Source organism: Bacillus sp. 005/A4HT-01/001 (genome assembly GCF_004634445.1).
Classification (GTDB): domain Bacteria; phylum Bacillota; class Bacilli; order Bacillales; family Bacillaceae; genus Bacillus; species Bacillus altitudinis.
The window spans coordinates 173,253-198,756 of sequence record NZ_SEIZ01000005.1 but is presented as its reverse complement, the minus strand read 5'-3'; the positions used below and the strand labels follow the sequence as shown (position 1 = coordinate 198,756).

The window sequence follows — 25,504 nt, the reverse complement described above, 5'->3', positions numbered from 1 at the left end:
TTACTTCTATCCTCTTGACTGATTCATGTATAATAGAAAGCAGATTGATTTCATGCAGCATGGGGACCCTCATACTGTGTATTTACTAAGTGAAAGAGAGTGAATAAGATGGGTCGTAAATGGAACAACATTAAAGAAAAGAAAGCATCAAAGGATGCCAATACAAGTCGTATTTACGCAAAATTCGGGCGTGAAATCTATGTGGCTGCCAAGCAAGGTGAGCCAAATCCAGAATCAAACCAAGCACTTCGTTTTGTCCTAGAACGTGCAAAAACATATAGTGTCCCAAAACACATTGTGGACCGTGCGATTGAAAAAGCCAAAGGTGGCGCAGAAGAGAACTTCGATGAGCTGCGTTACGAAGGATTTGGTCCAAACGGATCAATGGTGATCGTTGATGCCCTGACCAATAACGTCAACCGCACAGCGTCTGATGTTCGTGCAGCATTTGGGAAAAACGGCGGAAATATGGGCGTCAGTGGATCTGTTGCTTACATGTTTGACCAAACAGCGGTGATCGGTGTCGAGGGGAAAAGTGAAGAAGAAACGCTTGAACTTTTAATGGAAGCAGACATTGATGTACGTGACATTATGGAAGAAGATGATACGGTGATCGTCTATGCTGAACCAGATCAATTCCATCAAGTTCAAGAAGCGTTCAAACAGGCAGGCGTAGAAGAATTTACTGTGGCCGAAATCACAATGCTGCCTCAAAACGAAGTGACATTAGATGATGAATCGAAAGCACAATTTGAAAAACTCATCGATGTATTAGAAGAGCTTGAAGACGTGCAGCAAGTTTATCATAATGTGGATTTAGGGGAATAATCAGCTAAGCCATCGTAGTTGTTGGATTCATTCAACTTCTGCGTTGGCTTTTTTATTTTCTTGGTAAGGTTTACGTTCTACTCAAGACCATGTAATATGAAGATAGAGTCATTCCCACAAATAACCAAGGGGTTGAGTTTCATTTTTAAAACATGGTGGTTTTCGTATTCTGGCTTTATGATCCTCCCTTATATTGGCCTATGCTTTATTTTCAACAATTTGACGATATTCACTAAAATCATTTTCTTTTTTTTCATTATATGGTATTTATATAACGCCTTTGATTTTTACATTCATGAAATGAAAAAGAAAAAAGATAGGACATCTTAATCAAAAAACAGTCATCTCCCCTTGGTAAGAGGAGATGACTGTTTTTAATTCATCCCTTGAAACCCAAACGTCAGGTGATCCTGAACAGGAATCCAAGCACCGATTCCTTGTGAGGTCACATTTTTCACGACGAGTTTGCGTTTATTTCCTTTGAGCACAAGATACACTTCTCCGTATGTGACCTTTCCTTTTTCATTAATCGCTGGTGCATAGGCATGAAGCGATGCTGCTTTTTTCGGAGATACGTGGTAGGACTGATCTCGCTTTGTTCCTGCACCAATCACTGTGTCGAAGGCGAGCGGAAGTTTTGTTTTTTGGATGGCTTTTTGCATCATCAATGTTTTCACATCTTCTGGGTTTGGTACTTTTGCTGTGAGCCCTCCACTTACTTTTACTTGTTGCTTTTGCACATATTTGCCGATGGCTGTTTTGTTTCCGCCTCTATTATCAATGTGATTCGTGTTCACTTTTTTGTATTCCCAATTGGCGACGGTTTCGTTTGAATCATAGCTAAGTGCCCATCTTCCAAGAAAAATCGTTGCCCTGTAGCCAACTGCTAGCGGTGTACCTGAGATACTGGATTCATTCAGCATTTTAATCAAATGTGTATTTTCAATTGGTACACTTGTTGTTTTAAATAATTCGGCTGTCAGCTCGCTCGGCTGGAGCAGCGGCTGATCTTGTGACGCATTTGGATACGTATTTTCCTTTGAGATACTGGCGACAGACGATGGCACCTTAAACGGCTTTGCTGCTTCGGCTGGAAAGCTGTATAGAAAACTTAAGGATAAGAGAACAACAAACATGATGCGGGGCATCTTTTTCATATCATCACTCTTTCTCATTCATTTTTCCATAGTATTTTCCCGAAAGACGTCCCTTATCCACAAAAGATTATAAAAGGAAAAATCCAATCGCCATAATGAAATAGGCAGCGAGCAATGTAGCACCTTCAAACCAGTTCGTATCCCCATCATTTGAAAGGATGACCGTTAGTAAAACAGAGGATGCCATGGCAATGAGCTCTGGTAATGAGAAGATCAGTGGCATTTGCTTTTCAAAAAACAGAGAGCTGATCACAAGGATCGGTGCGACCATCATGGCGACTTGAAGCGTAGAACCGAAAGCAATTTCGACCGCGACATCCAATTTGTTTTTATACGCCATAATGACAGCAGATGCGTGTTCTGCTGCATTACCGACAATCGCAACAATGATGACCCCGATAAACAGTTCACTCCAGCCAAACTGTTCTCCGACTGTGTCAAATGTATGGACGAGCCGCTCTGAAATATACGCCACAGCAATTGTCGCAAGGAGTAAAATCGCCGTGGCAAACTTCCCCGACCACTCTGGTGTTTCTTCTTCCGTCGCTGCTTCCCCTTCCGCAATTTCCTGCTTGGCAACATAAACACCTCTGTGGCTGACCAGTTTGAAATAGAGTGCTGCGACATAAAGCAAAATCATCACGATGCTAATGCCGATACTTAAAACAAATTGACGATCTTCTGCCATCCCCATGGAAAAGACTTCTGGAATGACAAATGCCACAATAATCGCAAACATAAGCAGCCCAGAGTTATGCCTTGCATCGTGGACGTTGAACTCTTGTCGTTTAAATTTCAATCCGCCAACGAAAAAGGACAGTCCGGCCACGAGCAGTAAATTGCCAATCACTGAGCCAGTGAGTGAAGCAAGGACAATGGCAGTGAGTCCTTGTTTTAATGCAAAAAATGAAATGATTAATTCCACTGCATTTCCAAAAGTAGCGTTTAACAAACCGCCAATTCTTGGTCCCGCTATAATGGCAAGACTCTCTGTCGCTCTTCCCATATAACTTGCAAGACCGATGATGGCGATACAATAGACGGCGAACATGACAGCCTGCGGGAAATGAAGAAAACTGCCAATCACAGATAATGGAACACCGATTGCGACAATCACTAGAAACAAACGATTCATACAGCCAATCTCCTTTACATCATATCTGACTGTTATTCTTTCGTGAGTGCCGGCATCATATACATTTAGATTCGTTCGTGTGAAAGGGTGATATCAATCGTTCCTTTCACGGATTGCACCATGGAGCAATGCTTCAACGCAAGTTTCATTACTTTTTCCAGCTGTTCATCAGAGGTGCTGATGCTTTCAAAGATCATATGTAAATGAATATGAGTGATTTTGTTTACAGTTCCTTCTCTTGTCGTTTCAGGTGTAATGGTCAGCCCTTGATAGGATATTCGTTTTTTTCGGCATACATGAATGACCATTTCTCCAAAACAGCCCGCAATAGCCGAGGTGAACAATTGATACGGCCTGTATCCCGCTTCTTCATTTCCCGAAATAGACAGCTGCCTTTGATCAGCATTTGCGACCCACCGATCATTTTCGTATATCAGCTTCATTCCTTTTCCACCTTTCTATTGAAACCCCTATGGTTCCATTGTACGATGAAAGCATGAACTTGTAAGGAGCTTCTTATGTCGAGAATTCATTTTATGATTTTAATTTTACTTGTATCCGTATCTGGTTTTTCACAGGGAGCGTTACTGCCAGTTATTTCGATTATTTTCGAACATGCCGGCACTTCCCCGACGTTAAACGGACTGCATGCCACCGGTTTATATATCGGCGTGCTGCTTGCGTCTCCTTTTATGGAAGCGCCGCTGCGCCGCTTCGGATTTAAACCATTGATCGTCATTGGGGGCGCTGCTGTCTTTTTAAGTTTATTTAGTTTTGTCTTTATTGAATCTTATGTCGTCTGGTTCTTCTTGCGGCTGATGATCGGCATCGGTGATCATATGCTTCATTTCTCCACACAGACGTGGGTAACCTATGCCTCTTCATCTAGAAATCGCGGGCGAAATATTTCATTGTATGGGTTATCCTTTGGACTCGGTTTTGCCGCTGGCCCTTTTTTAACACCACTCATTGAAATCAATCCATCCTTGCCGTTTATTGTGTCTGGTGCAGTTAGTTTGTGTATTTGGCTGCTTGTGTTTGTTTTAAAAAATACATATCCTGATACAGGTGAAATGCAGACGTCAGAGCAGACAAATAGTTTGAAGCGCTTCAAGAAGGCGTTTCAATTTGGCTGGGTAGCGTTTATGATGCCGTTTTGCTATGGCTTTTTAGAAACGACGCTCAATAGTAACTTCCCTGTGTATGCGCTGAGAAGCGGGGTGACGATAGATGCTGTTGCGTTTATTTTACCTGCGTTTGCGATTGGGAGTATTGTTTTTCAGCTTCCTCTCGGGATGCTGAGTGACCGTTTCGGCAGACGACGCATGATTTTAGTTGTGACACTCGTCGGTTCATTCTTTTTCCTTTTAGCAGGGATTTTCATTCAGTCCGTTTTGGCTGTTGCGATCTGTTTCTTTATCGCAGGTATGGCTGTAGGTTCGACCTTCTCACTTGGCATCAGTTATATGACAGACTTATTGCCAAAGCATCTGCTGCCTGCTGGGAATTTGATGTGCGGGATGGCGTTTAGTGCAGGAAGTATTCTCGGTCCGGTTCTTGGCGGATTCTTTGTGCAAACGTTCGAGGGCATGAATTTACTTTACCTTGTCAGCATTGTGATTTTATTTGTGTTTTGTTGTGTTCGATTTGGGAAGACGCTGGCAGTGGTCGACACTCCAAACGAATCCATTTCTCATTAAAAACTCCTCTGCACCTATGCAGAGGAGTTTTTTTATCTAGTGATACCCATTTTGTCCATTCGCACTTCCGCTTGTTTTGTGCTTTGGCTGATGGCCTTTGTTTTGTTTTGTGTTGCTTCCGCCTTTTTTCGATTGTTTAGACATTCGGTATTCCCCCATCCGTCAAGATTGAACATGTTCGTTCTCCTTTAGGATGCCCGGATTTCTTCACACCTTGCCTGGTACGATTTTACGCTTATGTAAAAGCGCATTGAGCTCGCCGCCGAGGATGATCATAATGCCGGTTAAATAAAACCAGATCATTAATATAATGATTCCCCCAATGCTTCCGTACATCGCACTATAGTTAGCAAATTCGCCTACATAAAATGAGAACAGCATGCTGACGAGAATCCAGCCAACAGAGGCGAATATGGCGCCCGGCAGCACAAATTTCAATTTCAGCCTGATGTTAGGGGCAAAATAATATAGGGATGTAAAAACAATCAGTAAAATCAGTGGACTAATAATCCATCTCATGGCGGTCCAAATGGTGAGAAACGCATCTGACTGCCCTACTAATTTGGCAACGAATAAACCAAGCTCTTTTCCAAAGACAGGCAGCATCAAGGCAAAAATAATCGTAAGCACCATCGCAATGGTTAAGATGATTGATGTTAAACGTACGAGAATGAAGGAACGATTTTCCTCAACTTCGTAAGCGTGGTTAAATGCTCTGACCACCGCATTAATGCCGTTGGATGCAGACCAGAGTGCCGCAATAATCCCGAATGACAACAATCCGCCGTTACGGTTATTCAGCGTCTCTTCGGCAATGGATTCAATCATCGAAAGCGCTCCCTCTGGCGCATAACCAGAAATGACACTTAGAACATCCTTTGATGTCAGCGGCAAATAACCAACAAGCGTCAGCACGAAGATGAGAAACGGAAATAATGAAAGCAAAAAGAAATACGCAAGTTCAGCTGATTTTGCCGGTCCTTCATGCAGCAAAAAGCGTCCAATTAACGCTTTAACAAAACCCATACGCCTCATCTCCAATGATCAATCTTTCTGTTTCTTTTGAAAGTGATCCTTTGTTTCTTCAATAATCTCTAATACCTTTGGTGTTGTTTCCTTTAACTGATTCACTTGTTCATTCAGAAAAGACAAATCATCTGAGACCGTTCTCATCAATTGCTTCGTTTCTTCCATTTTTTCCTTCACGCAAGCAGACATCCTGCCCGGCTCCAGGCGGTATTCATCCAGCTTTTGCTGGCAGTCATTCCATTTTTCTTTCAGTACAGTTCTTGTTGGACGATGAAATAATGTCAGCAATATGCCGCAGGCTGCGCCTATAACAGCTCCCCGAAGCACGATTTGTTTGTTCTCTTCCATCTCATCTGATCTCCTTTCAGTTAAAGGTGTTTCTCTTTTTTTACATACGTCAAAAAACGATCAATTCCTGTTTCAATTAAATCATGTACTTCCTCAAAGTTCCCAGTGTAATAAGGATCTGGCACATCGTCTCGATCGTCGTCTTCTACAAAGTCAAGAAGACGGCCAATAAAGTGATGTTTTCCATAGCCGGCTAAACTGCGGAGGGCGCCAACATTTTCAGCATCCATCGCAATGATATAGTCGTATGTGGTGATATCCTTATCCATGATTTGTCTTGCAGTCATTCCTTCATAGCTGATACCCTTTTCATCAAGCAGCTTTCGTGTTCCTTCATGCGGAGGACTGCCTTGATGCCAGCCGCCAATGCCTGCTGAATCAATCACAAAGTGTTCACTCAGCCCTTCGTCTTCGACTCGTTTTCTAAACATCGCCTCTGCCATCGGTGACCTGCAAATATTGCCGAGGCATACAAATAATACATGAATCATCCTTCATTCTCCTCCTATCTTTTCCCTAAGAATCCCTTTGGAAAACCTTTTCTCTATCATATCAAGCCCTTTTTCTTTTGGAAACTTTGCAAGAAAAACTCCCATCGGCATTGACAAATTACACAAAAACAGGAGAAACTTTAGGAGAATTACACAAACAAAGGGGGACATTAGATGGGAATCATTGAGCAATTTGTCACGACGATGAACAATTTTTTGTGGGGGCCTCCCCTGTTAATTTTAATTGTTGGTACTGGAATCTACCTCACCTTTCGCGTTCTCTTCATTCAAATTAGATTACTTCCTTATTCTTTAAAGCTCGCTTTTTCAAAACAAGACAAAACTTCAGAGGGAGATATCTCCCATTTCCAAGCATTAATGACGGCTCTTGCTGCAACTGTCGGTACAGGGAATATCGTCGGTGTTGCCTCAGCTGTCATTGCAGGTGGTCCTGGTGCAGTATTTTGGATGTGGTTTGCTGCATTTTTCGGGATGGCCACCAAGTTTGCAGAAGCTGTTCTTGCTGTAAAATACAGGGTCAAAAACGAAAAAGGCGAAATGTCTGGCGGACCTATGTATTATTTAGAGCATGGCTTAAAACAGAAATGGCTAGGGGTGCTATTTGCTGTTTTCGGTGCCAGTGCTGCCTTTGGGATCGGCAACCTGGTACAGTCTAATTCCATTTCAGGCGTCATGAATTCTACTTTTCAAATTCCAACATGGGTAACAGGTATCATCATTACCGCCTTTACGGCACTCGTGATTTTAGGCGGAATTAAAAGTATCGGCCGAGTGACATCTATTTTTGTACCAGTCATGGCTTTATTTTACGTCATTTGTGGGCTCATCATTCTTGTCATGAATGCTGATCTTGTTCCTGGCGCAGTCAGTCTTATTTTCTCAGATGCCTTTACAGGTCAAGCCGTGGCAGGTGGTGCGATTGGAACCGTTATTCGTTGGGGTGTCGCGCGAGGCGTCTTTTCCAATGAAGCTGGTCTTGGATCAGCACCAATTGCTGCTGCAGCTGCGAAAACGGATATGCCTGCCCGTCAAGCTCTCGTCTCTATGACGCAAGTGTTTATTGACACCATCATTGTTTGTTCTATCACTGGCATTACGATTGTCATGGCAGATATGTATTTAACAGAAAAAAGTGATGCGCTGACTTCGTTATCCTTTGCTCACTTCCTCGGTCCAGCTGGCTCAACCATCGTAGCAATCGGTCTGCTCCTGTTTGCCTATTCAACCATCATTGGCTGGTCCTATTATGGAGAGAAATGCTTTACATATTTGGCGAAGGATTCGTATGTCATGTATTATCGTATCGTGTTTGTGATAGCTGTCTTTTTCGGTGCCGTGTTTAAGAATGACTTCGTCTGGGGCGTAGCAGATATGCTCAATGGACTGATGGCCATTCCAAACTTAATTGGACTCATCGGTTTATCAGGTGTTGTGGTGTTTGAATCCAAACGAATCATTGATAAGATCAAAGAGGAGAAAAAGGAAAAAAACATTTCAGTGTCGTCATAATAGCCCTTTTATTCTTTTGCTTTTCTGTTAAAATAGACATATTATTCGACACATGCAGGAAAGGACGTGCCGCCCTTGTCACAGCAAAAAGCGGCTGAAGTCAATCAGCTGATTGAAGACATTTCGCAAAAGCTCAATATGCTGAATATTGGAGTCATCAAAGCCGAAGACTTCAGTCCAGATAAGTATGAAGATATTGAATTTCTTCACCAAATGGTGATGAAAAAATCTTCATTCAGCCCAAGTGAAATGCAAGCCATTGCAAGCGAGCTGAAAAGCTTAAGAAAATAATCGTGCACCTGATACTGAATTGCGGTTGACGCCGCTTTCTTACATCCATGCACAGAAAAAGCCAGCACCTCCCAAGGTGCTGGCTTTGTTTATCCTGTCAAAACTACTTATTTTGCAAGCAGTTTTAATGATTCACGGTTAAATGCTGGAATGTCATCAGGTGTACGGCTTGTGACAAGCTGATCCTGACAAACGACGACTTCTTCATCTTTGAATTTGGCGCCTGCGTTTTCCATATCTACTTGAATGGATGTATAGCCGGTCGCACCTCTTCCTTCCAGCGTCTTCGCTGTAATAAGCAATTGCGGTCCATGACAGATCGCAAATACTGGTTTTTTCTCGTCCATAAAGGCTTTTGTGAATTGCACGTAGCGATCATCCGCACGCAGAATGTCTGGTGAGAAGCCGCCAGGAATCAGAAGTGCATCGAAGTCTTCTGGTTTCACGTTATCGATAGACGCATCGACTCTTACTTCTGCCTCTCCTTGCTTTCCTTTCACTGTTTTTCCTTTTTCGTTTTCAATCACTGTGATCTCATGGCCTGCGTCTTTAAAGGCTTTTGCAGGCTCGGTGAATTCAACATCCTCAAAGTAATCTGTTAAGACAACTGCAATTTTCTTACCCATGTAGAAACCCTCCTGCTTGATTATCGTTTACACTACACACTATACCCCCACCAATTGAAATCAAACATCCTATCCCTATGAGAAAACCCCCTTTCAGAAAAAATAAGCATTTAGACTCATTCACATTCCCTTAACAAGGTAATTCGTATGATTTATGTTATCTTTACAATAATCTGCAAAAAATAACTACAAAAGTTAACGAAACATTTCTACAATAGGTATTGTGGTCAAAAAAATTAGAAAGGCGGAGATCAGGTGAAGAAGCAAGCACATAGGTCTAAACGAAGGAAAAACCTGTCTATTCTGCTCACTTCCATGATGTTGATTAGTCTCATTCTCCCAGCAGTACCTACTCATGCAGAAACAGAAAGCGGCAGTGCCGTAAAGGTCAGTATCTTAGCCACAACGGATGTTCATGCGAACATGATGAATTATGATTACTACAGTGACAAAGAAACAAATGAATTCGGTTTGGCAAAAACAGCCGAGCTGATTGACAAGCACCGTTCACAAAATCCCAATACACTCCTTGTTGATAACGGAGACCTGATTCAAGGAACCCCTCTTGGAGAATACGTTTATAAAAATGAAAAAGACAGCATCATCAATCAAACAAAGGTTCACCCCATTATTCATACACTCAACAAATTAAAATATGATGCAGGTACACTCGGCAATCATGAATTTAACTACGGTTTATCTTTTCTTGATGGTACCATTGCGGGCGCCAACTTCCCGATTGTCAATGCAAACGTCAAAAAGTTAAACGGAGAACACCGATTTACTCCTTATGTCATTCAGGATAAAACCTTTAAAGATGCAAACGGAGCCTCCCAAACTGTGAAAGTCGGTTACATAGGATTCGTACCACCACAAATTATGACGTGGGATAAGAAGCATTTAGATGGACAAGTTCAAGTGCAGGATATTGTGGAGTCTGCCAATGAAACCATTCCAGAAATGAAAGCAAAAGGCGCAGATGTCATCGTCGCTCTTGCTCATACAGGAATTGAAAAAACAGCTTCACCTAAAGGATCAGAAAATATGATCTTTGACCTTGCCACGAAAACAAAAGGCATTGATGCGATTGTGTCTGGCCACCAGCATGGCACATTCCCTAGCGCTGAATATAGCGGCGTAGACAAATTTGATGTCGCGAAGGGAACCATTAATGGCATTCCTGTCGTCATGTCAAAAAACTGGGGAAGCTACCTCGGAGTCATTGATTTAACACTAGAGCCAGACGGCAGCAACTGGAAAGTCACAGACGGAACAGGCAAAATTGAATCCGTTGCCGGGGTGACATCTCAAAACAGTACAGTGAAAAATGCCATTCAAACAACTCACCAAAACACCCTAGATTACGTCAGAAAGCCAGTTGGAAAAACAGAAGCAGACATTAACAGCTTTTTCGCTCAAGTAATGGATGACCCTTCTATTCAAATCGTGACAGATGCCCAGAAATGGTATGCACAAGAAAAAATGAAAGATACTTCGTACAAAAACTTGCCGATTCTCTCTGCAGGTGCACCATTTAAAGCCGGCGGACGCAATGGTGTGAACTATTATACAAATATCGCAAAAGGTGATTTAGCGATTAAAAACATCGGTGATCTTTACCTTTACGATAACACCGTGCAGATTGTAAAACTAAAAGGCAGTGAAGTAAAAGACTGGCTTGAAATGTCTGCTGGTCAGTTTAACCAAATCAAACCAAATACTTCAAATGAACAGCCTATTTTAAACGAAGAATACCGCTCATATAATTTTGATGTGATCGATGGTGTGACGTACCAAGTAGATGTCACACAGCCTGCTAAATACAGCACAACAGGCACACTTGTTAACGCTAGTGCGAACCGCATCAAAAACTTGTCTTACAACGGAAAACCCGTTTCTGACAATCAAGAATTTTTAGTCGTGACAAACAACTACCGTGCATCTGGCGGCGGAGGGTTCCCGCACCTCACACAAGATAAAGTGGTGCTCGCCTCAGCAGATGAGAACCGCCAAGTGCTGATGGATTATATTATTGAACAAAAAACCATTAACCCAAGCGCAGATCAAAACTGGTCCATTGCACCAGTAAAAGGCGCAACAGTCACCTTTGAATCTTCTCTACTTGCAAAACCGTTCGCAGAGAAATCAAGCAGCGTCGACTTTATTCGGAATGCCAGCACAGACGGACTTGGCGTGTACAAGCTAGCGTTTAAAGATGATGGTACAACAGAACCACCTGCAACAGACAATTGGCATTTAACGGTGATGCATACAAACGATACACATGCACATCTGGATGATGCAGCAAGACGCGCAACCAAGATCAAAGAAGTTCGCGCCCAAAGCGAAAACAATATTTTATTAGACGCTGGAGATGTCTTCTCTGGTGATCTCTATTTCACAAAATGGCAAGGACTTGCCGATCTGAAACTGATGAACTTAATGAAATACGATGCCATGACGTTTGGGAATCATGAATTTGACAAAGGTCCATCTGTCCTTCGTCAATTCCTGACAGGTGATGCATCCAGTGTAGATGCTAAAAACCGTCATCAGTTTGAAAAACCGAACTTCCCGATCGTGTCATCAAACGTGAATGTCTCTAAGGAAAAACAGTTAAGCGACTTAGTGAAAAAACCAGCAACATTTAAAGCTGGTGAGAAAAAAGAAGCTGGCATTTACCCTTACATTCTACTTGATGTAAATGGTGAAAAGGTCGCTGTATTCGGTCTAACCACTGAAGACACAGCCATTACATCCAGCAGTGGTCCCAACATTCAATTTCAAGATGCATACAAAAAAGCAAAAGAAACAGTCAAAACCATTCAAACTGAGGAAAAAATCAATAAAATTATTGCGCTCACACATATTGGCTATAACCGTGATCTAGAACTGGCTCAAAAAGTAGATGGCATTGATCTCATCATTGGTGGTCATACCCACACCCTTGTTGAAAAATTAAAGGTCATCAATAAAAAAGAACCAACGATTGTTGCGCAAGTAAAAGACTACGGACAATTTTTAGGAAAAGTAGACGTGGCCTTTGACAAAAAAGGCGTCGTACAGCCAAAAGAATCTACTTTTGACCTCATCACGATCGACGACTCTGTGAAAGAAGATGCGGACGCAAAAGCGATTCTTGATCAGTACAAGGCAGATATCCAAGATTTAAAAACCGAAAAAGTCGGGACGTCAGATGTCTTTTTAGATGGACAACGTGAACACGTCCGTGCAAAGGAAACGAACCTTGGAAACTTTATTGCAGATGGCATGTTAAAGAAAGCACAAGAATCTGCTGGGGCTGACCTTGCCATTACAAACGGCGGTGGTATTCGAGGCAGCATTGAAAAAGGAGATATCACATTAGGGGATATTTTAACGGTGATGCCTTTTGGAAACACACTATATGTCGCAGATTTAAAAGGCAGTCAAATTAAAAAAGCGCTTGAACAAGGTCTTTCAGGCATTGAAGAAGGCGGAGGCGCATTCCCTCATGTAGCCGGTATTGAATATACGTTTACACTGAGTAAACCGGCTGGCAGTAGACTGATTGATGTCAAATTGAAAGATCAAAATGGCAATCTGACTGACATTGATGATCAGAAAACATACCGCGTGGCGACTAACGCATTTGTCGGCACAGGCGGTGATGGCTACAGCGTCTTTACAGAAGCGTCTCATGGTGAAGACTTAGGCTATGTTGACTATGAAATTTTCAAAGAGCAAATTGAACAGGCTGACGGTCATATTTCTCCAGTCATCGACCATCGAGTGAAAGAAGTATTCCTTCCTCGCTTGAAAGGAAAAGGCGCCTATGACATTCAAGATGATGAGAAATTCCAAACGTATGTGCAGCATACGAACAAAGCATTGCTCTATTTAGACAAAGCAACCGAAGCGAAAAAGGTTCAATTGTCTCTATCAAAAGGGCAGGTAGCTGAACTGAAGAAACGAGAGCAAGATCCAAACGTCACCATCTATCATGACAAAGTCGGTCTAGCATTACCGCTCTCCAATTTGTCAGAGCAACAAGCAGATATATCAATGGCAAAAACAAATAAGGTGAAAAATGCATTAACCGACACTTACGATTTCCAAATCAAACAAGATCAGAAAAATGTGTCTACCTTTAAAGATCCCGTCACACTGTTCTTTACATTAGATGCGCCTGAAAAAGCGAAAAAACCAGGTGTCTATTATGTCGATCGTGAGAAAAACCGCTATGCCAAAACAAGTAACGGTTCATTCGAAAACGGGATTGTCTCAGGTAAAACGGAGCACTTTAGTGAATACACCGTACTCAATCAAAGTGAAGCTGCTGGAACAAGTCCAGACCAAAATGGCGGAGACGGTGGAGCTTCTGCTCCAGGCGGTTCGAATCCAAATCAGGATGGAAGCGGCTTACCAGGCGGCACACTGCCGAATACGGCAACGATGATGTATACAGCGGTATTGATTGGCTTACTCATGCTCGCCTCAGGCGGTATCCTTTATTACTACCAGCGCAAGCGCACACGAAACAAAGTATCATCTTAATCGAAAAGGACAGAGCATTGGCTCTGTCCTTTCAGATTGAGGACAAAGGGCTAAAATGTACTTTATTTTAGCCCTTTGTCTTTTTTCCATCTCACTATCAATCTTGGGATAAATACATCCAATGACGGTCATCAAATTCTTTCACATCATCTGACCCTATATGACGCAGCATTCTATTAAAGAACGTGATATCATCTTCATCATCAACGGCATATAAATCCTCTTGAACATATTCTCTCGTAATGACATTCGTTAAGTTCGTGTTATTCACAAATTCAGCAAAGTACGATTTCACAAGGGTTAAATCTTCTTCACTTAATGTTTCATCACTGATAATTGAAATATGAAATACATTCAAAATCGCTTGAATGTCTTCTTCATCCATATAACATAATGGCTCTAATTTTCTATCTTCTTCCGTAAACGGTTTTCGCGTGTCTTCAATGATGACATAACATAAAATCCTGTGACCTTTCATCACGCTAAAAATTTCTAAATCTCGTAATTTGAGTGGTCTATTCAGTCTGATCATTTTTCCTCCTGAGATGTTGCTCTCGTTATTGTTTAATCCCTTGTTTCCCTACAACCTGAAATAGACAGAGCTTCGGCCCTGTCTACTTCTCTCTTCTAGCAAAATCCACGAATCTGAAACGATCTAGCCGGTGGCGGCTTTCAGTGTATTGGAATAGACTCGTATCCTCCAAGAACACATAATTTTTCACCACCACCACATGATCAAACCCGTTCAAATCAAGATACCTCTCATCTTCTTCAGTACATGGCTCGACCACAAATTCCTTTTGAGCATAACTAATCGAGACCCCAAGTTCTCCTTCAATATACTCGTAGATCGATCCTTCACAAATGTCCTTAGACAAGAACGGCACATGTTTTTGCAAGAAGTAATCTTTGTCTAAAATGACTTCTTCTCCGCTAATATTGCGAGAGCGAATGACTTCCCAAACGTCCTCCTGCCCACTGATTTTCAGCTGAGACTGAATATACTGATCTGGCTTGATTAAACCGAACTCATGAACCGTTGTTACCGTCTTGCGTCCAAGCGTTTGGGAAAGCTCTTTAAAGCTGACAAGACCCGAAACTGGGAACTGCATTTTCTCTCGATTCAGCAATACTGAGCCTTTCCCACGAATTTTTTGGATATAGCCATTTTGCACAAGGATGTTTAATGCCTTTCTCACCGTCTCACGGGATGTGTCATACATGACAGACAGCTCATGTTCTGATGGGAGGATGCCTTTATCCTGCCATTCACCTTGTTCAATTCGTCTAGCGAGCTGATCATAAATCACTCGAAACTTATTCTCTTTCATTTTCCCTCCGCCCCATTTACTAGCGTTTGGTTAAATGATAAACGATTGACTCATATGGGCGCAACGTAAATCCCTTGATATCTGCCGGCACATCCTCATAATTGGACAGCAAGACTTGCCCTTCCATTTCATTGACATCCTTTGCAAGCTCATCTGGAAGTGTAAAGTCCGTCTCGCCTGCATAAAAATGGTTGATCACGAGGATCTTCTCATCTTTGCCTTCTCGGACATATGCAAACACCTTTGGATCATCTGAAAGCAGTAAAGTAAAGCTCCCATAGGTGATTACATCAAGTTCTTTGCGAAGTCTACAAAGGGCTTGATAATGATAAAAAATCGACGTCTCATCTTTTAAGGCAGCTTCTACTGAAATGCCGTTTTGAGCTGGTTCAATCCAAGGCGTACCTTTTGAGAACCCCACATTTTTTTCCGACGTCCATTGCATAGGTGTCCTTGCGTTATCTCTTGATTTGACCTGTAAAATCGCCAAAGCTTCTTCCTTTGTTTTCCCTTTTTCAAGCATGACTTCGTACATATTCAGTGATTCGATATCGCGGTATGACGAAATGTCCTCAAAACGAGGATTCTTCATCCCAATTTCTTCACCTTGATAAATATAAGGAGTGCCTTGCATCAAATGAATGGTGGTCGCCAGCATCTTCGCTGATTGCTGATGGTACGTGCCATCATCACCGTATCTAGACACGATGCGTGGCTGATCATGGTTGCACCAAAATAGTGCGTTCCAGCCGCCGCCCTCATGCATTTTCGTCTGCCATTCTGACAGAATTGATTTCAACTCTAGAAAATCAAATGGCGCAATGGCCCACTTTTCACCGTTAGGATAGTCAACTTTTAAATGATGAAAATTAAACGTCATATCCAGCTCCTGCCGATCAGGTCTTGTATACCGAATGCAGTCTGCAATATTCGTTGAAGACATTTCCCCCACGGTCATGCTATCGTATTTCGAAAACACTTCCTGGTTCATTTCATGCAAGAATTCATGAATTCTCGGCCCATCTGTATAGTACATGCGCCCGTCACCTTGCACTGATTGCCCGGCATCATCTAAAAAGCGTTGATCCTTTGAAATGTTATTGATGACATCCAGTCTGAATCCATCGATCCCTTTTTCAAACCAAAAGTGCATGATGTCATATACTTTCCTGCGCACTTCATCATGTTCCCAATTGAGGTCTGCCTGGGTAACATCATATAAATGAAGATAATAGTCACCTGTCGCTTCATCTAATTCCCACGCTGGCCCGCCAAACTTTGACTGCCAGTCATTCGGAGGAGAGCCGTCCGCTTTCGGCTCCTTCCAAATATAATAGTCTCGATACGGGTTTTCCTTCGACTCTCGGGAGGCTTGAAACCACTCATGGAAAATCGACGTATGGTTCACAGCGAGATCCATGATGACACGAATCCCTCGTTCATGTGCTTCTTTCAGCATGTGCTCAAAATCGGCCATTGTGCCGTACATGTCATGGATTTTTGTATAATCACTAATATCATAACCGTTGTCATGCTGTGGTGACTCATACATAGGAGTCAGCCAAATACAATCCGCCCCTAGCTCTTTAATATAGTCGAGCTTTTTCGTCACACCATTGATATCACCTGTACCAGAGCCTGTTGTGTCTAAAAAGCTCTTCGGATAGATTTGATAGACCACGGCTTTTTTCCACCACGGTTCGTTTGTTTGTTGATTCAATTTCCTTCACCACCACTAGTTAAGTTCTTGTGATACATCCTTCTTCTTAAGTTTTGCATATAAAAGGGTACCAATGAATGGGACGATCAGCACAATCACCATTCCGATGGCAAATGCCCCCCAATATTTCGGAATGATCGAGAAGATTCCTGGAATGCCTCCAACGCCGACTGAACTTGCCAGTACCCCTTGTGAGGCAATAAACATACCAGCTATCCCTGAACTGATCAGGGCAAAAATAAACGGGAATCTATAGCGCAAGTTCACCCCAAACATCGCCGGTTCAGTAATCCCCAAGTAAGCAGAAATACTTGATGTCAGCGAGAGCCCTTTTTGCTTTTCATCTTTTAAGACAAACATCATCGCAAGTGCCGCTGATCCTTGAGCAATATTAGATAGTGCGAGCATTGGCCATAGGAACGTGCCGTGCAGTTTTGAGTTAATCAGCTGAATATCGACTGCTAGGAACGTATGGTGCATGCCTGTAATGACTAACGCTGCATACAATCCGCCATATAAAAGACCACCAAGTGCTGCGAATTGCTGGAATACAGTGACGAGTCCAGATGTTAATACGTTTCCGATCGCAAATGTAACGGGACCAATGACGATAAATGATAAAAATCCAATGAGTAGTAATGTAATTGGTGCAACAACTAACAGCTGAATACTTTCAGGTGTCCTTTTTGTTATAAATAATTCGAGCTTTGCAAGTAAATAGGAGGCAACGAGTATCGGAAGAACCTGTCCTTGGTAACCTACCTTTTGTACTTCAAGTCCAAACAAATTCCATACAGGTATGTCACCTGTCTTTTCCGCCGCTCCATACCCCCACGCATTCAACAGATCTGGATGTACAAGCATCAGTCCGAGGACCATCCCTAAAAGCGGATTTCCTCCAAACCGCTTGACAGCCGACCAGCCGATTAATGCTGGCAAAAAGGTAAAGGCAGTGCCTGCAATCAAGTTGATCATATTTGCTAAATCCGCCCAAGCCGGATACACATCCACAATGGATTTTTGATCAAAGAAAATATCAGGAGCTGTTAAAATATTATTAATCCCCATCAATAAACCGGCTGTCACGATAGCTGGAAGGATTGGAATAAAGATATCTGCAAGCGTTTTCACCGCACGCTGAAGTGGGTTTAATTTCTGATCAGAGGCACGCTTGACGTCCTCTTTTGTCGCTTCGCCGATTCCCGTCTGTTTGACCATTTCGGCATAAACCCGATTCACCACTCCTTGACCAATGACCACTTGGTATTGGCCATTCGCTGAGAAAGATCCCTTCACTTCATCAATTTGTTCTAGTGCTTTCTCATCCACCTTACCTTCATCTTTTAGCACAAAACGAAGTCTTGTCACACAATGTGTGGCTTGATCAATGTTTTCTTTGCCTCCAATGGCTTTCACAATCTGATCTGCCGCTGCCTGATAATCAGCCATGCTATCCCCTCCGAGATCGTTTTTTTATAAGAAAAAAGAATCAAAACTTGTATATACATGTTCACTTCATATTTTATATTTGTATATACATGTAGTCAACAAGAAAATGTAGCGCTTTCATAAAAAAAGCTCCCTCAATGTGCTCAGAGAGGCAGCGTGTCATCATCTTTTTTTATGCTCCGTTAGTTTTTCATAGACCCTATTCTTATAAAAGGAGGAGGCTGGACGAGCAAATGTTTGGCGCTTGGATGTGAGTTCATCGAGGCGTTTTTGTTTTTCCTCACATACGAGAGAGAGTTTTTTTCTTTCTTCTCCATCTATACTCGTTTTCAGTAACTCTTTGACCGTCATTAGTTCTTTATTCAAAGCGGTTTCTTCCCCGGCAAAGCCAGCATTTTTCATGATTCGATAGCCCATCCTCAGTTCTTCTGGTACATGAGCAGCATCATCCTTTGGCAGAGGTTTCCCAAAACCTGCTAGTCCTTCAAAAGCTCCATGGTCCATCGCCTTTTTGATCCGTTCTTCTGACAATCTCTGCGCAAAATCCATGACACGTCTCCTTTCAGATTGTCTGTTATTTTGGTTAAGCATAGCAAAAAAGCTGACTCTCTCACAAGAGCCAGCTTTCTCGTTATTTTTTGTCGATTTTAAAAGTAGATACCATTTGTGCCAAGTCCTCTGACATGTCAGAGAGCTGTTCAATCGCACTTGAAATTTGCTGCATGCCAGCACTTTGTTGTTCTGTTGCTGCCGCTACTTCTTGAGAGCTTGCCGCATGTTCTTCTGACACGACCGAAATTTGTTCAATCGATGTAGAAATTGTTTGATATGCTCGTTCTACCTGCTTAATAGATTGAAGCAAATTGTTCGTTCTGCTTGCAAATTGAGACACTCCATCATAAATACCAGCGAAGTTCTGCGAGGTGCCTTTCATTTGCTCACGGCCTTCTTCCACAGCTTTACTGCTTTCCTCCACGCTTTCAAGGACACGCTGACTATTTTCCTGTGTGCCAATGACTAAGTCTGAGACCGTTTTAGCTGCATCAGCTGACTGTTCAGCTAACTTACGGACTTCATCAGCCACAACAGCAAATCCTTTTCCTTCTTCTCCTACACGGGCGGCTTCAATAGAAGCATTCAGTGCAAGCAGATTCGTTTGCGCTGAAATGTCCGTAATAATGGAGATGACACTTTCAATTTCTGTTGAATGTGATTGCAATTCTTCTGCCGCCTGCTTTGAGCTTGTCATCATGTCGTGTAACATGTTGAGATGTTCAAGCACATGCTGCACTAATTTTTGACCAGATTCTGACTGCTCTTGTACTTCTGATGAAACAGATTTCATTTCATCCACTTCTTTTGTCACGCCTTCGATTTGAGTATCGATTTCCGCAACAGATGTTGTGCAGTCTGTAATGTTTGTGACTGAATCATTGATTCCTTCACTCATATTCGTCATCGCTTCTGACACTTGTTGTGCACTTTGACTAGATTCTGTTGTCACTGTGCGAAGCTGTGAAGACATTTTCGACACTTCACTTGATGAGTTTGAGATCTTTCCAATAAGCTCTTTGATCCGTCCCTGCATTTTCTGGAAGGAAGCCGCTAATTGACCGATCTCATCTTTACTTTGAACTTCTACCATGCCAGTTAAATCACCATCTGCAATTCGATCCGCTGATTCCATTAATGAACGTGCTGGTTTTGCAATTCTTCTTCCCATGAAGAATGAGAAGAGTAATCCACCGATGAGCACAATCGCAGATGCTACTGTGATATAAATTGTCAGCTTTTTCGTTGTTGCTGGAACAACAGACGCATCTAAGTCAATTCCTAAAATCCCCGTGAGTTCACCGCCTGAATCTTTAATTGGTAAAAAGACGGATTTATGAGTCCCATACGAATCAACGTAAATGTCACTTTTGACCATTTTATCTTCAGAAAGAGCTTGTTTCATTTCATCTGAAAAGACATAATCTTGATCAAAATCATTGTCTTCCCCTGTTAGTACGATGATTCTTTCTTTGCCGCCCTTATTTGATAACACGTATAAGTTCTCAAGCGTATGATCTTCTTTCAGCTCTGTGAATTTCTTTTTGATCTCCACATAAATGGGATCATCCTTCCCGCTAATGCTAAGGACATTTCCATCAATATTATCGATTTCTTTTTTCGCTGTATCAATATCTGTTGTTAATCGATAATCAAATTGCTTTAATAATTGGGAAGATAAATCCTGGCTAACTAAATAAAATGTTAGAACGAATAATGCAACGGTTGCGAGTAATGTTACGACAACGACTGACATGATTTTGGAGGATATCGTAAGTCCTCCAAATTTCCTTTGTTTCGCCATTTTTTTCTACATCTCCACTCTCAATTTTAATTTAAGCCTCTACACTTTCAAATTGTCCACAAACAGATGCAATGACATCTTTTAAATAAGATACGATATGAGGGATATGCTCCGGTAACGTATAAGGTGAAATCACAAAAAATTTACTCACACTTAGATAGAATTCTTGACCTTCTTTGGCATTGACTTGTAAAAACTTCGTTGTATCACCAAAGAACATTTCGTCTCTTTTCTCTCCAAGCTTTTCAAAGAGGATTTTGTTCAAATCATTGTTGCGCTCAATTTCCATAGCAGTTGCTTCACCAGACACTTCTTCCTTAAAACGAGGAGAGCCGTCTAGGTAAATTCTAAACAATGTAGCCATTCCGACATTGTCATCATTGACGACTTCTGCTTGTGGAATTTCCTGACAAAGTGCTTCTCTAAATGCAAGGTTCACCTCTAAAAATTGACCGAGCAAGCGCTGGTATCCTTCAATTCCAAACGTTAGCAGCACACTTAGCATGCTGATGGAGCTTCCCATTCTTGAGCATTCCAGTGTATAACCCGTATGGTATTCGCCGTAGCCTCTATGACCAACGTATGGTGTCTCTTGTTCTTCCAGATCTAAACGCTTTAGGTCTGCTGCGTTTTTCACTAAGAATAAACTAGATGTGTAAGGCGTTTGGCCGAGCTTTTGAAAGTCAAAGCACATCGTGTCAGCAAGAGAAAGATGCTGGAATTTCGCTTTGATTTCTTTTAGCATACGAAGAACACCGTCTGAGAATTGCAGCGGGTTTTCAGATACATCATACTCATTAAAGAAAGCAAAGAATCCACCAAGCGCCGAATCTGCATGAATATGCGGCACCTTGAGACCATACTTCTCAGCAATGGCTTCTGCCGTTTCACGCACCCCTTTTACATCATCAATTGCAATGGCATCTGTTGTTCCGGTTGTTGCCACAATATAAACGGGAATTCCGCCATTTTGGGCAACACGTTCCATTTGACAACGCAAATCTTCCATATCCATCGAATGATCTTTATTCGTCTTAATTCTGATTAAGTTGTCTGTGCCAATCCCTGTTGCTTCCATTGACTTAAATAAGCTGTAATGTGCTGCATCAGAACAAAACGCATAAAGATTTTGCGGGACACCTTTTCGTAATGACTCCGGTGCAACTTTCGAAATTGCTAAACGAAGCCCCGAGAAAATAGCCCCTTGACCTCCCCATGTTGTGTAGCCCCCGCTCACATTTGGATCATATCCGATGAGCTTAGACATCATTGAGACCACTCTGACCTCAGCTTCTGCGCCTGCTGGTCCATACACATCCCATAGGTTGTTTCCGTTAACCAGCATAGCCGTCAGCATGCCTAGAATTCCTGGTGTACTTGCCATTGGCAAAATGTTCGTGAAGAAATACTTCGTGTGGTATGGATGATTATGTAAAAGCTTCAGTAATTCTTCATTCACAAGTTCCGCTTGTTGTCCGTTCATCGGAATTTGACTTGTTTCAGTGAGCTTTTTGTAAAAGTCCTCCTCACGATTCTTTTCACCTTTTAGGTGAGCACGGTTCGGATCCTTCAGGTCATCGACCCCTGAAATGATCTGTTCCATTAATTTAATGAGTTCTTTCCGCTCTTCTGCATTTCCGTCCTCACTCGGAAACCAGTTCTGAACGAGGTTCTGTGCTCGTACAGTCATATACTATCAATCCTTTCAATGGAAGATTTCCTGTCACTGTCTATATCGACCCCGTTTCAAAAGTTTATAGTGTCGAACTGTTCACTTAAGTATATTTAGATAATTTGTTCACCCGTCAAAACGAATAAAACCCTTACAATACACATCAAAACCATTATGTTTGTGAAACAACAATATATATCAATATACTTTCTTGAAGGAATTATTATCCAGACAATTCAGCGGTTTATTCATTCATTTTTTTTACTTAACCTGCATAAACATTAATAAACACTGGAAATCCGCCTAAATGCACCATTGTAGAAATCAAATTAATTCTTTAGACTTGTGTCTTTTTACCTGTTTTATTGATATAGCAACAGGAAAATTACAGAATTTTCTGTCATTATTAGGATGAATTTCACAAAAAGTTTTTCGGAGATCGAATATTTTCGATGTCTTCCCAACTCCAGCTCGGACAGGTTGCCTTAGGTGCTCACCGGTTATGACTTTTCTATTTGTGCATTTCATGGTATATTCTAATGGTTCGTTTTCTTTCGTTCCGCCTCTTCCGTTTAACGGAGAAAAGGAGTGTTTAAATGAAAACATTTATTCAAAAAAGAGGCCTCGGCTTCTTTGTAATTGCAGCCATCTTGTTATGGCTCAAGACGTATACAGCTTATTTAATCGAATTTAAACTTGGTATATCAAATGTGCTTCAGCATATTTTGCTTTTTGTGAATCCTATTAGCTCCAGCTTGTTCTTTCTTGGCTTTGCTTTATTGTTCAAGAAAAAATGGCAGCCTGCCGCTATCATTGTGATTCACTTTTTCATGTCTTTTTTACTTTACGCAAATATCGTGTACTATCGATTCTTCAATGACTTTATCACGCTGCCTACAGTGATGCAGGCAGGAACGAATGGCGGACAATTAGGTGATAGTGCATTTTCACTCATGCGTTGGACTGATATGTTTTACTTTCTCGATACCATCATCTTGATCGTACTCGCAGTCCGCATGAAAAGACAGCAGCAAACAAGTACAGCGACAGTACCTGTTCAAAAAACAAAATCGTTTAGACTCGTTCTTGTGTCCTCTGTTCTGATCTTTGTTGTCAACTTAATCGCAGCAGAAATTGATCGCCCAGAGCTTTTATCAAGATCGTTCGACCGCAATTATTTAGTCAAATACTTGGGTGCTTATAATTTTACGGTGTTTGATGCCATTCAAAATGTGAAATCAAACAGCCAGCGTGCCCTGGCAAATTCAAGTGACGTAACAGATGTAGAGAATTATCTAAAGGCGAACAGCGCTGATCCTAACCCGGCTTATTACGGGAAAGCGAAAGGTATGAACGTCATTACAATTTCTCTTGAATCACTGCAAAACTTTGTCATTGATTACAAAGTGAATGGAAAAGAGGTCACTCCTTTCCTCAATTCATTAGCCCATGACAACAAAACGTTTTATTTTGATAACTTCTTCCATCAAACAGGACAAGGAAAGACATCTGATGCGGAATTTATGATGGATACGGGGCTTTTCCCATTATCACAAGGCTCTGTGTTTATTAACAAAGCTCAAAACACATATCAGGCGCTTCCTGGCATTTTGAAAAAGGACCAATACACGTCCGCTGAATTCCACGGGAATACGAAAACGTTCTGGAACCGAAATGAAATGTTTAAGTCCTTTGGATATGACAGATTTTACGATTCTGAGTACTACGATATGAATGAACAAGATACGAAGAACTATGGATTGAAAGACAAACCGTTCTTCAAAGAATCCATGCCAATGCTTGAAAATCTAAAACAGCCGTTTTATTCAAAATTCATTACGCTGTCAAACCACTTCCCATTTGGTATGGATGAAGGTGATACTGATTTTGAACCTGGCGACTTCGGAGACTCCGTCGTTGATAACTACTTCCAATCTGCTCATTATTTAGATGAAGCCATTGAACAGTTCTTTAATGACTTGAAGAAATCCGGTCTCTATGACAATACCGTCGTCATTATGTACGGTGACCATTACGGCATTTCAGAAAACCATAATGAAGCGATGGAAAAAGTGACTGGCGAAAAAATTGGAGACTATGAAAATGCCCAGCTTATGCGTGTGCCGCTCTTTATCCATGTGCCAGGCGTAAAAGGCGGACAGATTCATAAATACTCTGGTGAAGTGGATGTTGCGCCTACCCTTCTCCACCTGCTCGGAGATGATACGAAGAACTATTTAATGTCTGGTTCTGATATCTTATCGAAGAACTTTAAAGAGCTTGTGCCATTTAGAAATGGAGACTTCGTGTCTAAGGACTACACGAAAGTAGGTAACAATTATTACAGCAACAAAACAGGTGAAAAAATCGAGCCGACTGAAAAGGCATCACAAGAAAACGAAACGGTGAAAAAGATGCTAGAGACATCTGATAAGATTGTCACGGAAGATTTACTCCGTTTCTACAAACCTAAAGGCTTTACACCAATTGAACGAAATGATTATGACTACACAAAGAAAGTACAGGATGAAAAAGATTCCTCTTCCGCCAAAGATGAATCCAGCTCGTCTTCCAAATAACTTTCTCATTTAAAGCCCCAGCCGATCCAAGATCAGCTGGGGCTTTTTACGTTTGATCCGCATGACACCGGGTATAGGTGAAGAAGGAGGGATTATTGATCATGAAAAAAACAGCAGCATTTCTCGTGACCGCTTCACTCGCTTCTTCCACCTTATTTGCTTTCAGCCCGGCGATTTCAGCGCACGCCCTGACCCAAACGCAGGCAGAACAATCCATTCCTCAAGGTCCGAAAGCAGCACTAAACAGCATTTATCAGCTGGCACATAAAGGACAAATGCCATACTATGCAGAAGGACTCAAAATAGGGGTTCAAACAAAAAAAGACGTACGGCATAAATTAGGACAGCCTTATCCAGCAACCGGGCAAAACGGCTTTGATTTGTATCATGCTGAGATGGGCAACCCTGGATTCGCTTTTCACTATGACAAAAAAGGCAAAATAAACGAAATCCGTTATTTTGGAACAAATGTAGAAAAAGAAACGAATATCGGAGGAATGACTCCTTCCCTATTAAAGAAACAGCTTGGACCTGCAGATTCAGTCAGCACCATCCCGCAAACAAAAGAGAAGAAATACGTTTATCAGACCGGTGATTATGAGCTCGAATTTGTCGTCGGACATGATCCAGATATCAGTCAGCACGAGCTGACTGTGGTGCATATTAACCTCATCAAAGCCGGTTCCTAAATAAAAAGCATCCTGAGTTTTCGCTCAGGATGCTTTC

General features: G+C 41.8%; 21 protein-coding genes. 7 read left to right on the top strand and 14 right to left on the bottom strand.

The features are described 5' to 3' along the window. Window positions 1-108: 108 nt before the first annotated feature. The gene (locus ES896_RS15655) at window positions 109-828 is read left to right on the top strand and encodes a YebC/PmpR family DNA-binding transcriptional regulator (protein ID WP_007496614.1); all 720 of its coding nucleotides are present in this window, start codon (window positions 109-111) and stop codon (window positions 826-828) included. A 374-nt stretch (window positions 829-1,202) separates the two neighbouring features. On the opposite strand, the gene ES896_RS15645 is transcribed toward ES896_RS15655, so the two are convergent. The 3 genes from ES896_RS15645 to ES896_RS15635 all read right to left on the bottom strand — a co-directional run bounded on the left by ES896_RS15645 (window position 1,203) and on the right by ES896_RS15635 (window position 3,563). Next, window positions 1,203-1,985: a YfkD famly protein gene (locus tag ES896_RS15645; protein WP_017358796.1), complete on the bottom strand. Its 783-nt coding sequence runs from the start codon at window positions 1,983-1,985 to the stop codon at window positions 1,203-1,205. 67 nt (window positions 1,986-2,052) lie between these two features. After that, complete coding sequence (gene cax, locus ES896_RS15640) at window positions 2,053-3,120, bottom strand: calcium/proton exchanger (protein ID WP_135227004.1); 1,068 nt, start codon at window positions 3,118-3,120, stop codon at window positions 2,053-2,055. Between the two features lie 65 nt (window positions 3,121-3,185). Then, entirely contained in the window at window positions 3,186-3,563 is a 378-nt protein-coding gene (locus ES896_RS15635; protein WP_058214339.1) for an OsmC family protein, read from the bottom strand. Between the two features lie 75 nt (window positions 3,564-3,638). Between ES896_RS15635 and ES896_RS15630 the strand changes: the two genes are divergently transcribed. Continuing rightward, a complete protein-coding gene (locus ES896_RS15630) occupies window positions 3,639-4,820 on the top strand; it encodes an MFS transporter (RefSeq protein ID WP_046342950.1) in 1,182 nt (393 codons plus the stop codon). A 207-nt stretch (window positions 4,821-5,027) separates the two neighbouring features. Here the strand turns inward: ES896_RS15630 and ES896_RS15625 are convergent, their stop codons facing one another. The 3 genes from ES896_RS15625 to ES896_RS15615 are packed head-to-tail and all read right to left on the bottom strand — an operon-like array spanning window position 5,028 to window position 6,688. Then, the gene (locus tag ES896_RS15625; RefSeq protein ID WP_008341753.1) at window positions 5,028-5,846 is read right to left on the bottom strand and encodes a YihY/virulence factor BrkB family protein; all 819 of its coding nucleotides are present in this window, start codon (window positions 5,844-5,846) and stop codon (window positions 5,028-5,030) included. Window positions 5,847-5,864: 18 nt separating this feature from the next. Further along, a complete protein-coding gene (locus ES896_RS15620) occupies window positions 5,865-6,197 on the bottom strand; it encodes a hypothetical protein (protein WP_017366825.1) in 333 nt (110 codons plus the stop codon). A gap of 20 nt (window positions 6,198-6,217) precedes the next feature. After that, window positions 6,218-6,688 carry a low molecular weight protein-tyrosine-phosphatase gene (locus tag ES896_RS15615; protein ID WP_008341755.1) on the bottom strand — a complete coding sequence of 157 codons (471 nt, stop codon included), beginning with the start codon at window positions 6,686-6,688 and terminating at the stop codon, window positions 6,218-6,220. 174 nt (window positions 6,689-6,862) lie between these two features. Here ES896_RS15615 and ES896_RS15605 point away from each other — a divergent pair, with 174 nt between their 5' ends. Together ES896_RS15605 and ES896_RS15600 are read left to right on the top strand one after the other, a co-directional pair. After that, a complete protein-coding gene (locus ES896_RS15605) occupies window positions 6,863-8,218 on the top strand; it encodes an alanine/glycine:cation symporter family protein (protein ID WP_007496593.1) in 1,356 nt (451 codons plus the stop codon). A gap of 75 nt (window positions 8,219-8,293) precedes the next feature. Then, on the top strand, window positions 8,294-8,509 hold the full coding sequence (locus tag ES896_RS15600; RefSeq protein ID WP_008341757.1) for a DUF1128 domain-containing protein: 216 nt from the start codon (window positions 8,294-8,296) through the stop codon (window positions 8,507-8,509). A gap of 107 nt (window positions 8,510-8,616) precedes the next feature. Here ES896_RS15600 and ES896_RS15595 read toward each other — a convergent pair whose 3' ends face one another. Then, window positions 8,617-9,135, bottom strand: a complete 519-nt coding sequence (locus ES896_RS15595) for a type 1 glutamine amidotransferase domain-containing protein (protein WP_007496591.1) — start codon at window positions 9,133-9,135, stop codon at window positions 8,617-8,619. 255 nt (window positions 9,136-9,390) lie between these two features. On the opposite strand from ES896_RS15595, the gene ES896_RS15590 reads away from it, so the two are divergent. Continuing rightward, window positions 9,391-13,671, top strand: a complete 4,281-nt coding sequence (locus tag ES896_RS15590; RefSeq protein WP_135227003.1) for a multifunctional 2',3'-cyclic-nucleotide 2'-phosphodiesterase/3'-nucleotidase/5'-nucleotidase — start codon at window positions 9,391-9,393, stop codon at window positions 13,669-13,671. A 97-nt stretch (window positions 13,672-13,768) separates the two neighbouring features. Here the strand turns inward: ES896_RS15590 and ES896_RS15585 are convergent, their stop codons facing one another. From ES896_RS15585 to ES896_RS15555, 7 genes are all read right to left on the bottom strand, one after another. Next, complete coding sequence (locus ES896_RS15585) at window positions 13,769-14,203, bottom strand: terpene synthase (protein ID WP_135227002.1); 435 nt, start codon at window positions 14,201-14,203, stop codon at window positions 13,769-13,771. Between the two features lie 82 nt (window positions 14,204-14,285). Further along, on the bottom strand, window positions 14,286-15,002 hold the full coding sequence (gene treR / locus ES896_RS15580) for a trehalose operon repressor (RefSeq protein ID WP_017358787.1): 717 nt from the start codon (window positions 15,000-15,002) through the stop codon (window positions 14,286-14,288). A gap of 19 nt (window positions 15,003-15,021) precedes the next feature. Further along, window positions 15,022-16,722 carry an alpha,alpha-phosphotrehalase gene (gene treC / locus ES896_RS15575; protein ID WP_017358786.1) on the bottom strand — a complete coding sequence of 567 codons (1,701 nt, stop codon included), beginning with the start codon at window positions 16,720-16,722 and terminating at the stop codon, window positions 15,022-15,024. A 15-nt stretch (window positions 16,723-16,737) separates the two neighbouring features. After that, on the bottom strand, window positions 16,738-18,171 hold the full coding sequence (gene treP, locus ES896_RS15570; protein ID WP_017358785.1) for a PTS system trehalose-specific EIIBC component: 1,434 nt from the start codon (window positions 18,169-18,171) through the stop codon (window positions 16,738-16,740). Window positions 18,172-18,333: 162 nt separating this feature from the next. Continuing rightward, a complete protein-coding gene (locus tag ES896_RS15565) occupies window positions 18,334-18,720 on the bottom strand; it encodes a DnaJ family domain-containing protein (RefSeq protein ID WP_135227001.1) in 387 nt (128 codons plus the stop codon). A gap of 82 nt (window positions 18,721-18,802) precedes the next feature. Further along, complete coding sequence (locus ES896_RS15560; protein WP_135227000.1) at window positions 18,803-20,527, bottom strand: methyl-accepting chemotaxis protein; 1,725 nt, start codon at window positions 20,525-20,527, stop codon at window positions 18,803-18,805. A 31-nt stretch (window positions 20,528-20,558) separates the two neighbouring features. Next, window positions 20,559-22,217: a pyridoxal phosphate-dependent decarboxylase family protein gene (locus tag ES896_RS15555; protein ID WP_135226999.1), complete on the bottom strand. Its 1,659-nt coding sequence runs from the start codon at window positions 22,215-22,217 to the stop codon at window positions 20,559-20,561. Window positions 22,218-22,795: 578 nt separating this feature from the next. Here ES896_RS15555 and ltaS point away from each other — a divergent pair. Next, entirely contained in the window at window positions 22,796-24,778 is a 1,983-nt protein-coding gene (gene ltaS / locus ES896_RS15550) for a lipoteichoic acid synthase (protein ID WP_017358781.1), read from the top strand. 101 nt (window positions 24,779-24,879) lie between these two features. Next, the gene (locus tag ES896_RS15545; RefSeq protein ID WP_135226998.1) at window positions 24,880-25,467 is read left to right on the top strand and encodes a YjgB family protein; all 588 of its coding nucleotides are present in this window, start codon (window positions 24,880-24,882) and stop codon (window positions 25,465-25,467) included. The last annotated feature ends 37 nt before the right edge of the window (window positions 25,468-25,504 follow it).